Origin of the sequence: Xenorhabdus sp. SGI246 (genome assembly GCF_040838225.1) — a bacterium.
Classification (GTDB): Bacteria; Pseudomonadota; Gammaproteobacteria; order Enterobacterales; family Enterobacteriaceae; genus Xenorhabdus; species Xenorhabdus indica.
In genome coordinates this window covers 44,091-53,566 of record NZ_JBFPEZ010000022.1, presented here as the reverse complement: position 1 = coordinate 53,566, position 9,476 = coordinate 44,091, and the positions used below count along the sequence as shown (strand labels likewise).

General features: G+C 45.2%; 8 protein-coding genes and 1 pseudogene. 4 read left to right on the top strand and 5 right to left on the bottom strand.

Annotated features, from left to right (window positions below):
- The first annotated feature begins 279 nt into the window (after positions 1-279).
- Positions 280-1,869, top strand: a complete 1,590-nt coding sequence (purH, locus tag ABLA85_RS05890) for a bifunctional phosphoribosylaminoimidazolecarboxamide formyltransferase/IMP cyclohydrolase (protein ID WP_367962189.1) — start codon at positions 280-282, stop codon at positions 1,867-1,869.
- Between the two features lie 30 nt (positions 1,870-1,899).
- Positions 1,900-3,198 carry a phosphoribosylamine--glycine ligase gene (purD, locus tag ABLA85_RS05885; RefSeq protein ID WP_367962187.1) on the top strand — a complete coding sequence of 433 codons (1,299 nt, stop codon included), beginning with the start codon at positions 1,900-1,902 and terminating at the stop codon, positions 3,196-3,198.
- Positions 3,199-3,234: 36 nt separating this feature from the next.
- Here the strand turns inward: purD and ABLA85_RS05880 are convergent, their stop codons facing one another.
- The 5 genes from ABLA85_RS05880 to hemE form a co-directional block, all read right to left on the bottom strand.
- Positions 3,235-3,894 carry a DUF1481 domain-containing protein gene (locus ABLA85_RS05880; protein WP_367962184.1) on the bottom strand — a complete coding sequence of 220 codons (660 nt, stop codon included), beginning with the start codon at positions 3,892-3,894 and terminating at the stop codon, positions 3,235-3,237.
- Positions 3,895-3,938: 44 nt separating this feature from the next.
- On the bottom strand, positions 3,939-4,211 hold the full coding sequence (gene hupA, locus ABLA85_RS05875; RefSeq protein WP_010848914.1) for a nucleoid-associated protein HU-alpha: 273 nt from the start codon (positions 4,209-4,211) through the stop codon (positions 3,939-3,941).
- A gap of 187 nt (positions 4,212-4,398) precedes the next feature.
- Complete coding sequence (locus ABLA85_RS05870) at positions 4,399-4,986, bottom strand: YjaG family protein (protein WP_367962183.1); 588 nt, start codon at positions 4,984-4,986, stop codon at positions 4,399-4,401.
- A 76-nt stretch (positions 4,987-5,062) separates the two neighbouring features.
- The gene (nfi, locus tag ABLA85_RS05865) at positions 5,063-5,740 is read right to left on the bottom strand and encodes a deoxyribonuclease V (protein WP_367962181.1); all 678 of its coding nucleotides are present in this window, start codon (positions 5,738-5,740) and stop codon (positions 5,063-5,065) included.
- A gap of 3 nt (positions 5,741-5,743) precedes the next feature.
- On the bottom strand, positions 5,744-6,808 hold the full coding sequence (gene hemE / locus ABLA85_RS05860) for a uroporphyrinogen decarboxylase (protein WP_367962178.1): 1,065 nt from the start codon (positions 6,806-6,808) through the stop codon (positions 5,744-5,746).
- 85 nt (positions 6,809-6,893) lie between these two features.
- Between hemE and ABLA85_RS05855 the strand changes: the two are divergent.
- Both ABLA85_RS05855 and dcp read left to right on the top strand, forming a co-directional pair.
- Positions 6,894-7,110 (top strand): annotated as a pseudogene (locus ABLA85_RS05855) (hypothetical protein); the annotation flags it as partial.
- Between the two features lie 101 nt (positions 7,111-7,211).
- Positions 7,212-9,419 (top strand): peptidyl-dipeptidase Dcp, encoded by a 2,208-nt coding sequence (gene dcp / locus ABLA85_RS05850; protein WP_367962177.1) that lies wholly within the window; start codon positions 7,212-7,214, stop codon positions 9,417-9,419.
- The last annotated feature ends 57 nt before the right edge of the window (positions 9,420-9,476 follow it).

The window sequence follows — 9,476 nt, the reverse complement described above, 5'->3', positions numbered from 1 at the left end:
ATCCCGACTGTTTTGTGTGTTCGTCGTGACAACGGATGCGCATTATAGGGGGTTTTCCGGCGCTGGCAATAGTTTTTTTGAAAAAAATCATCATTTGCTGAATTACACAGCAAAACCCCGATTTATACCAAGTTGCGCACAAGTTATTAACAGATGGATATTTTGATAAAATTTATCGAGCATCACGCAAACGTTTGCGTTACAATCATAGCAGAAAAAATTACCACATAATTTTTTAATAACACATTCTTGTTTGATGAAATCCAAGGGATCACACTAATGCAACAGCTTCGTCCAATCCATCGTGCCCTGCTGAGTGTTTCTGACAAAGCGGGTATTGTTGAATTTGCTAAAGCCTTATCCAATCGCGGTGTCGAACTGCTTTCAACAGGGGGAACAGCACATCTACTGGCCGAAGCAGGTCTGAATGTTACCGAAGTTTCCGACTATACTGGTTTTCCTGAAATGATGGATGGACGAGTGAAAACACTTCATCCTAAAGTACATGGCGGCATTCTTGGTCGACGCGGGCACGATGATGCCGTGATGGCGCAACACCAGATTGCGCCGATTAATATGGTAGTCGTCAACCTTTATCCTTTCGCGCAAACCGTCGCGAAGCCGGATTGCTCTCTGGAAGATGCGGTGGAGAATATCGATATTGGCGGCCCGACCATGGTTCGCTCCGCAGCCAAGAACCATAATGATGTCGCTATTGTTGTTAATAGCCAGGATTACAACAAGATTATAGAGGAAATGGATAACCATCAGAATTCTCTGACTCAATCCACCCGCTTCGATCTGGCTATTAAAGCCTTTGAACACACAGCCGCTTATGACAGCATGATCGCCAACTATTTTGGCAAACTGGTTCCTGCTTATCACGGTGAGATCGATCAACCGTCAGGTAAATTCCCTCGTACGCTAAATCTGAACTTCATCAAGAAGCAAGATATGCGTTATGGTGAGAATAGTCATCAGGATGCTGCTTTCTATATAGAAGAGAATATAGAAGAAGCTTCTATTGCTACAGCCACACAACTACAAGGCAAGGCGCTCTCTTACAATAATATTGCAGATACCGATGCCGCTTTGGAGTGTGTGAAAACCTTTTCCGAACCTGCTTGCGTGATTGTCAAACATGCTAATCCTTGTGGCGTTGCGATTGGAGCTAATATCCGCACAGCTTATGATCGTGCATTTACAACTGATCCTACCTCCGCATTTGGTGGAATTATTGCCTTTAACCGTGAACTGGATGCAGATACTGCCAGGGCCATCATTGAACGCCAGTTTGTTGAAGTCATCATTGCACCTACTATTCATGAAGCTGCCTTGCCAATTCTGGCAACCAAACAAAATGTCCGCGTTTTGTCCTGTGGCGAATGGTATTCACCCGCTGCTGGGTTAGATTTCAAACGTGTCAATGGTGGTTTATTGGTACAAGAGCGTGACTTAGGCATGGTAACAAAAGCTCAGTTACGGGTAGTTTCTAAACGTCAACCAACAGAGCAAGAAATGCAGGATGCGCTATTCTGCTGGAAAGTCGCTAAGTTTGTTAAATCCAATGCCATTGTTTATGCCAAAGATAATATGACAATCGGTATTGGTGCAGGCCAGATGAGCCGTGTTTATTCAGCTAAGATCGCAGGAATTAAGGCAGCCGATGAAGGGCTAGAAGTTCAGGGATGTGCTATGGCTTCTGATGCTTTTTTCCCATTCCGAGATGGTATTGATGCCGCCGCAGCCGTGGGAGTAAGTTGTGTGATCCAGCCAGGCGGCTCTATACGTGATGATGAAGTGATTGCTGCTGCTGATGAGCATGACATTGCCATGATTTTTACCGGCATGCGTCATTTCCGCCATTAATCTATCTCAGCTTTATAATAGGAGAACCTGATGAATATACTGATTATTGGTAGTGGCGGAAGGGAACATGCACTGGCGTGGAAAGCAGCTCAATCTCCGTTGGCAAGTCAAGTTTATGTCGCACCGGGTAACGCTGGAACAGCCTTGGAAGCGAATCTAAAGAATGTAGATATTGCCGCAACAGATATTGATGGTTTATTGGCCTTTGCCCAAAGCCATAATATTGCTCTCACTATTGTAGGGCCAGAAGCCCCTCTGGTTATCGGTGTGGTTGATGCTTTTCAACAAGCAGGGCTGACAATTTTTGGCCCAACTAAGGCAGCCGCCCAACTGGAAGGTTCTAAAGCTTTCACCAAAGATTTTCTCGCACGTCACCATATACCAACAGCGGCTTACCAAAATTTCACAGAAGTTGAACCCGCTCTCGCTTATCTGGAAAAAATGGGAGCACCTATTGTCATTAAGGCTGATGGTCTGGCGGCAGGTAAAGGAGTAGTTGTCGCCATGACGATGGAAGAGGCTCAAAACGCTGTTAAAGATATGCTGGCGGGCAACGCATTTGGTGACGCAGGGCATCGGATTGTTATTGAAGAATTTCTGGACGGAGAAGAGGCCAGTTTTATTGTCATGGTAGATGGTAAAAATGTGCTTCCCATGGCAACCAGCCAAGATCACAAACGGGTCGGTGATGGAGACACAGGGCCAAATACTGGCGGAATGGGCGCATACTCTCCAGCACCAGTTATAAATAATGAGATCCACCAGCGTGTGATGGAGAAAATTATTTACCCGACAATTGAAGGTATGGCTGCGGAAGGACATACCTATGTCGGCTTTCTCTATGCAGGCTTGATGATTGATAAACAAGGCGAGCCGAAAGTTATCGAATTTAACTGCCGTTTTGGTGATCCTGAAACCCAACCAATTATGATGCGCTTGCGCTCTGATTTGGTTGAACTTTGTCTCGCTGGAGCAAAAGGCCAGTTAGATGGCAAAACATCCGAATGGGATGCCCGCTCTGCACTGGGTGTCGTGTTAGCGGCAAATGGCTATCCGGCTGATTATACCAAAGGTGATGTGATCACTGGCCTGAATCAAGAAGCACCATTCAACGAAACTCAACCTGATGAAAAAGTTTTCCACGCGGGAACAGCTCTCAAAGATACAGAGGTAGTAACCGCAGGTGGCCGTGTTTTATGTGTTACAGCATTGGGTGGCAATATTGCAGAAGCACAAAAAAAGGCTTACTTGAAAGCTGAAAAGATTAACTGGGAAGGTTGTTTTTATCGGAAAGACATTGGCTATCGTGCCATTGCGCGTCTGAAATAAAATAATCGGAAATGAAGAGCTGGCGAAAGTACAGGCTTACAACTTATCTTTCGTCGGCTCCCAGCGACAAAAATCATCATTGGCAACCAGTAGTAATTGCCTCCCTGCTGGTGCTTCCAACCATGCAATCGTAAGTATACCATAGCTATTCTTGTGTCTTTCTTCGAGCCATACCCGATCCTGAGGCTCAAACTCAATAAATAATTTTTTCCCGGCACAAGTAGTCAATTCACCATTCTGCCAATGTCCCTGAACCAGTTTAACTTCTCCTGCAATTAAAGCATTGCTGATTTCCTCTGTTCGTTTCGCATCAAACTGTAAGCTAATAATGTCATCATTGGAGAGTTGTTCGCGCCGGCCATCGAACTGGCTTTGCATAAAAATAACATTGTTTTCTCTATCCAACCGCAAAATCTCTTCTGCTGGCTGATTATTGAGTACATTACGACGCACTTGCCACAAATTCCCTCGGCGGTATTCATAGAAAGAGACAGTGGTATTTTTATGATGATAGGGGCTGTAAACACTCATAATGACTTGAGGTTTACTATTTTGATCATTCAAGCGCCATAGGCGGATAACGCCACCATCGGTAATGAAACCACTGGCGCTGAAAATTGGAGTTTTTGGTTGAACTGAACAGGCGCTGAGCAATGAGATAATCCCCAATGCTAGCAGCCCCTGTAGCGTCAACAAAAGGGGCGTTGAATTCCCCTCTCTCTTCTTTTTTCGCAATACGATTACTTAACTGCGTCTTTTAGTGCTTTACCAGCAGAGAAAGCAGGTACGTTTGCTGCTGCGATTTTGATTTCTTTACCAGTCTGTGGGTTACGACCAGTACGCTCTGCACGATGATTAACTTTGAAAGTACCAAAGCCAACCAGTTGCACTGCATCACCGTTTTTCAGAGATTCAGTGATTGCATTCAAAGTTGATTCCAGGGCAGCTTTAGCCTGAGTTTTGGTCAGATCAGCACCTGCTGCGATTGCATCAACTAATTCAGTCTTATTCATAGATTATCCTTACAGTGTGTTTATCGTTTGCAAAGCATCGAGTGCGACGGATATGCCGATTTGACAGCACCCCTGCATACACGCACCGATAGCCACTTCTTTTCGCCCTCAATGTAGAACAGAGTGAGGGCAAATGTGAAGTCTTTAAATCCGGCAATTCAAGCACTAAGTCACGTTTTATGACTTATCACTCCAAGTTTATGCCGATATTACTGACCCCGCACTCACGGAGATCAGTCTTTAATCCTTTAATTAATTCTATGTCCCGTTCTTCGCAGTTCGCCAATAAACGGTAAATCTCCCATTGAATATCCCATTCTTCTTCAATGGCAGGCAATGCCTTTAATTCATCCTCTGTCATTTCTTTACCAACTTGGGTCATTTCCAGCATGGCGACAGTTCGGATGGATATTTCACTGACGGCTATTGCATGCTCTAACGTTGAACCACTCAAACGCGAATGAATGACTTCACCTAATGCAATACACGCATCAATTGCTGGATACACACCATAAATATCATAGCTATCTGCTGATGGGATAATGGCTTCCAGTTTTTCCAATTGGTTATCAAAATTTACTTTTGCATCTTTGACAACTAATGTCTCCCAAACCAGATCGAGAATGCGACGATATTGCGCAGGATCTGCAAACTCAGTCTGGCGACAAAATGCTTGATAGTTTGGATACATCCGCTCACATAGACTAGCCATAAAAGTCAAATGTTGCCAACTTTCAAGTTTCTCCAACCTCAGGTGGATCGGGTTTCTTAACATTAGCTGTTACTCATGATGCTTAATTTGCGTCGAAGTTTACCTGAAAATCAAGAATATCCACATATTTCCGCCTCAATTATAGATTTTTCTGCATTGTTTGCTTAAAAAACGGTCTATTTGAGGCAATTCCATCAGCCCAACGGGTCGGTTCAGGCAACTTATATCCCTTCATACAATGCTCAATCCAATAGATAGCACTCTCAATACTGATCTTATGACCGATGGAAATATAGAGTGGATTACATCTTTTTTTACTCCGCCATACGAGACCAATCTGTTCACCATGATCGATCAATGGCTGACTACTACCCAATGCCTCGCCCACAGGCTCATGCTCACCACATAAGCGACTTTTAGCTATCCCGATTGTCGGAACATCCACCAGCAAGCCAAAATGACTGGCAACCCCCAGACGTCTCGGATGGGCAATACCCTGACCATCAACCATCACCAGATTAGGTCGTAGACTTAGCTTATTCCATGCTGCGAGCAATGCCGGATATTCACGAAATGAGAGTAAGCCGGGGATATAGGGGAGTACAGTTTCCACCCTCGCGATTTGATATTCTACCAGCTTAAGGGTGGGATAATGCAAGATAGCAATGGCAGCACGGGTTATCGTACCGTTTTCTTCAAACCCAACATCCGCGCCCGCAATGAACTCTGGTACAAAAGACGCAGAAAAAGCATCATGGCGGATAACCTGCCGTGCTTTTTCTATCTGTTCCTGACGTAATGCCTTCGTATCAATCATAGGCTATTGATGATATTTTACTGAAAGTCTGTGCACTGCTTCGACAAAAGCCCCTGCATGTTCTGGCGGAACATCCTGATGGATACCATGCCCCAGATTGAAAACGTGCCCGCTGCCTGCACCAAAGTCCTGTAGGATCGTCGAAACTTCTTGTTCAATTCGCGCTGGCGCGGCATACAGCATGGATGGGTCCATATTACCTTGTAAAGCAACTTTATCCCCGACACGGCGGCGGGCGTCAGCAATATTCGTTGTCCAATCCAGCCCAAGGGCATCGCAACCTGTTGCTGCCATCGCTTCAAGCCACTGCCCGCCGCCTTTTGTAAACAGAGTCACAGGTACACGGCGGCCTTCATGTTCACGGATTAATCCATCGACAATTTTATGCATATATTGCAACGAAAATTCCTGATAATCACGCGGAGATAACACACCGCCCCAAGTATCGAAAATCATGACAGATTGAGCACCAGCTTTAATTTGCGCGTTCAGATATAGAATAACGCTGTTTGCCAATTTATCCAGCAGTAGATGCAATGTCGCGGGCTCAGCATACATCATGGCTTTGATCTTAGTAAATGCCTTACTGCTTCCCCCTTCGACCATATAAGTCGCCAGTGTCCACGGACTGCCAGAAAAACCGATCAGAGGAACTTGCCCTGCTAGTGCCTTGCGGATCGCTCGAACAGCATCCATCACATAACCCAGCTCCATCTCTGGATCGGGAACCGATAACTTTTCCACATTAGCACGATTAAGGATTGGAAATTGAAAACGCGGCCCTTCACCTGCTTCAAAATAAAGTTCCAATCCCATTGCATCAGGGATCGTCAAAATATCAGAAAACAGAATCGCCGCATCCAATGGAAAACGTCGCAGAGGCTGGAGCGTTACTTCGCAAGCCAATTCAGTATTTTTGCATAACGAGATGAAATCCCCCGCCTCCTGACGCGTAGCTTTATATTCAGGTAAATAGCGTCCTGCCTGACGCATCATCCATACTGGTGTAATATCGACAGGCTGACGTAATAAGGCGCGCAGATAGCGATCGTTTTTCAACTCATTCATGGCAAGCTCCCTTGATTATCGACAAAAAGCGCGCGCATGATAACACGTCAGAAGCTGAACTTCCGTCTTGACTACCAATAAATAAATGTTCAAGCATCCCCCCAAAAACAAACAATACCAGATAAAAAAAATTCATGTGCAGAGTCACAAAACCCAGAATAAGAACTATGCACACCGACTTATCGCTCTCATCATGTTACATTCATGTAACAGCAATGTTACGTGGAGGCAATTCCGTTTCTCACGTTGCCATAACCCTTCATTGTTTGCGCTCTTCAGTTAATCATTGGATGAATTGGTTTATATTAGTAATTATTTAGTTAGTTAACTGCGTTAAAGCGCTTATGAAGTCATTTTCATTTTCATTGATAAATAACCTACTTACATGGAGGAGTTTCGACTAATGCGTTTATCCACTTTAGTATTAGCTATTGGCTTGGCACTAGGCACTCAGGCGCAGGCCGAAGAAAATAAACTGGGATCTGACCACACGAACGTATCAAGTGACCAGGTAAAGGAGGTGAGTGTGACCGATGAAGCGAATCAACAGCAATACAAGAAGAACAAAAATCCTTTCTTCTCCCCAAGTGTACTACCGTTCCAGGCTCCTCCGTTCAATAAGATAAAAGAAACAGACTATGCACCCGCAATTGCTGCCGGTATTAAACAGAAACTGAAGGAGGTAGAGAAGATCGCCAATAATCCCGCCACACCTAGTTTTAAAAATACATTTGTCGCGCTGGAGAAATCGGGGGCAATGTTAACACGGGTGATGAACGTATTTGGAGCGATGACGTCGGCTAATACCACTGACAGGCTACAAAAACTGAATGAAGAAACTTCACCAAAACTGGCAGCAATGAATGATGAAATTATGCTGAACAGTAAATTGTTCAACCGTATCAAAACCATTTACCAGCAGCGCGAGACGTTGAATCTGGATCCGGAATCGCGCCGATTGGTGGAAGTGACTTATCAAAACTTCGAGTTAGCGGGAGCCAACTTATCTGATGCAGATAAAGCAAAGTTAAAGGCTTTGAATCAGGAAGCAGCAACACTCAGTACCCAGTTTACTAACAAACTGCTGGCGGCAACCCAAAATGGTGCGCTAGCGATTCAAGATAAAGCCAGCCTGGACGGGCTGTCCGAGGGTGAAATTGCCGCAGCTGCGCAGGCTGCCAGTGAGCGTAACCTAGATAAACAATGGTTGTTAGTATTGCAAAACACTACCCAACAGCCGAGTCTGCAAAGCCTGAAAGATCGTGATACGCGTAAAGCGTTATTTGAGGCCTCGTGGACGCGAGCCGAAAAAGGTGACGATAATGATACGCGTCAAACCCTGGCCCGGTTAGCGAAGATCCGTGCTGAACAAGCTAAGCTGCTAGGCTTCCCGGATTATGCATCGTGGAAACTGCAAAATCAGATGGCTAAAACGCCTAAAGCCGCATTGAAATTTTTGCGTGATATTGTACCAGCGGCCACTGCACGCGCTGAGCGCGAAGCTAAAGACATTCAGGCGGTGATTGATCAGCAAAAAGGGGGCTTTAAGCTGGAGGCCTGGGACTGGCCGTTTTATGCCGAACAGGTACGCAAAGCAAAATATGATTTGGATGAATCACAGATTAAGCCATATTTCGAGTTGAATAACGTTCTGAATAATGGCGTATTCTATGCCGCCAATCTGCTGTATGGCCTTACTTTTAAAGAGCGCAAAGACATCCCAGTTTATCAACCCGACGTCCGCGTGTATGAAGTTTTCGATAAAGACAAGAAGCCGTTGGCGTTGTTTTATGCCGATTACTTTAAGCGCGACAACAAAAGCGGTGGGGCCTGGATGAGTAATTTTGTCGATCAGTCAAAGCTCATCGGAACCAAGCCGGTGATTTACAACGTCGCCAACTTTACTAAACCGGCACCGGGCCAACCAGCGCTATTGTCGTATGATGACGTGATCACAATATTCCATGAGTTTGGGCATGCCTTGCACGGAATGTTTGCCGATCAGGAATATCCGAGCCTGTCCGGCACCAACACCGCCCGTGATTTTGTGGAATTTCCATCACAATTTAATGAGTATTGGGCGCGTGATCCAAAAGTGTTTGCCCATTATGCCAAGCATTACCAAACCGGTGAAGCAATGCCACAGACGTTGGTGGATAAAATCAATAAAGCTGACAAATTCAACAAAGGTTATAGCATGACCGAGCTTCTGTCAGCCGCGTTGCTGGATATGCACTGGCATATGCTGACCGCTGATCAACCACAGCAGGACGTGGATAAGTTTGAAGCCGAGTCTCTGCAACAAGACAACATCTATCTCAGCTACGTGCCGCCGCGCTATCGTTCCAGCTACTTCAGCCACATTTGGGGTGGCGGTTATTCTGCCGGTTATTATGCTTATCTGTGGACAGAAATGCTGGCAGATGATGCTTTTGCCTGGTTTACCGAACACGGAGGTCTGACGGCAGAGAATGGCCAACGTTTCCGCGATAAGGTGTTGTCACGTGGTAATAGTGAAGACTTGGAAAAACTGTATATCGACTGGCGCGGTAAACCACCGAGTATTAAGCATATGCTGAAAAACAGAGGTCTAGAGGAACAAAAACAATGAGGTGTAGTAAAGATTGAGAGTTACCCATTTTGATATGGGTATAGTCCCCCTATATAA

What these genes read in the sequence shown, in the direction of transcription:
- hemE (WP_367962178.1), bottom strand. Translation starts at nt 6,808, where the DNA reads ATGAATGAGTTGAAAAACGATCGCTATCTGCGCGCCTTATTACGTCAG.
- ABLA85_RS05870 (WP_367962183.1), bottom strand. Translation starts at nt 4,986, where the DNA reads ATGTTAAGAAACCCGATCCACCTGAGGTTGGAGAAACTTGAAAGTTGG.
- hupA (WP_010848914.1), bottom strand. Translation starts at nt 4,211, where the DNA reads ATGAATAAGACTGAATTAGTTGATGCAATCGCAGCAGGTGCTGATCTG.
- purD (WP_367962187.1), top strand. Translation starts at nt 1,900, where the DNA reads ATGAATATACTGATTATTGGTAGTGGCGGAAGGGAACATGCACTGGCG.
- nfi (WP_367962181.1), bottom strand. Translation starts at nt 5,740, where the DNA reads ATGATTGATACGAAGGCATTACGTCAGGAACAGATAGAAAAAGCACGG.
- purH (WP_367962189.1), top strand. Translation starts at nt 280, where the DNA reads ATGCAACAGCTTCGTCCAATCCATCGTGCCCTGCTGAGTGTTTCTGAC.
- dcp (WP_367962177.1), top strand. Translation starts at nt 7,212, where the DNA reads ATGCGTTTATCCACTTTAGTATTAGCTATTGGCTTGGCACTAGGCACT.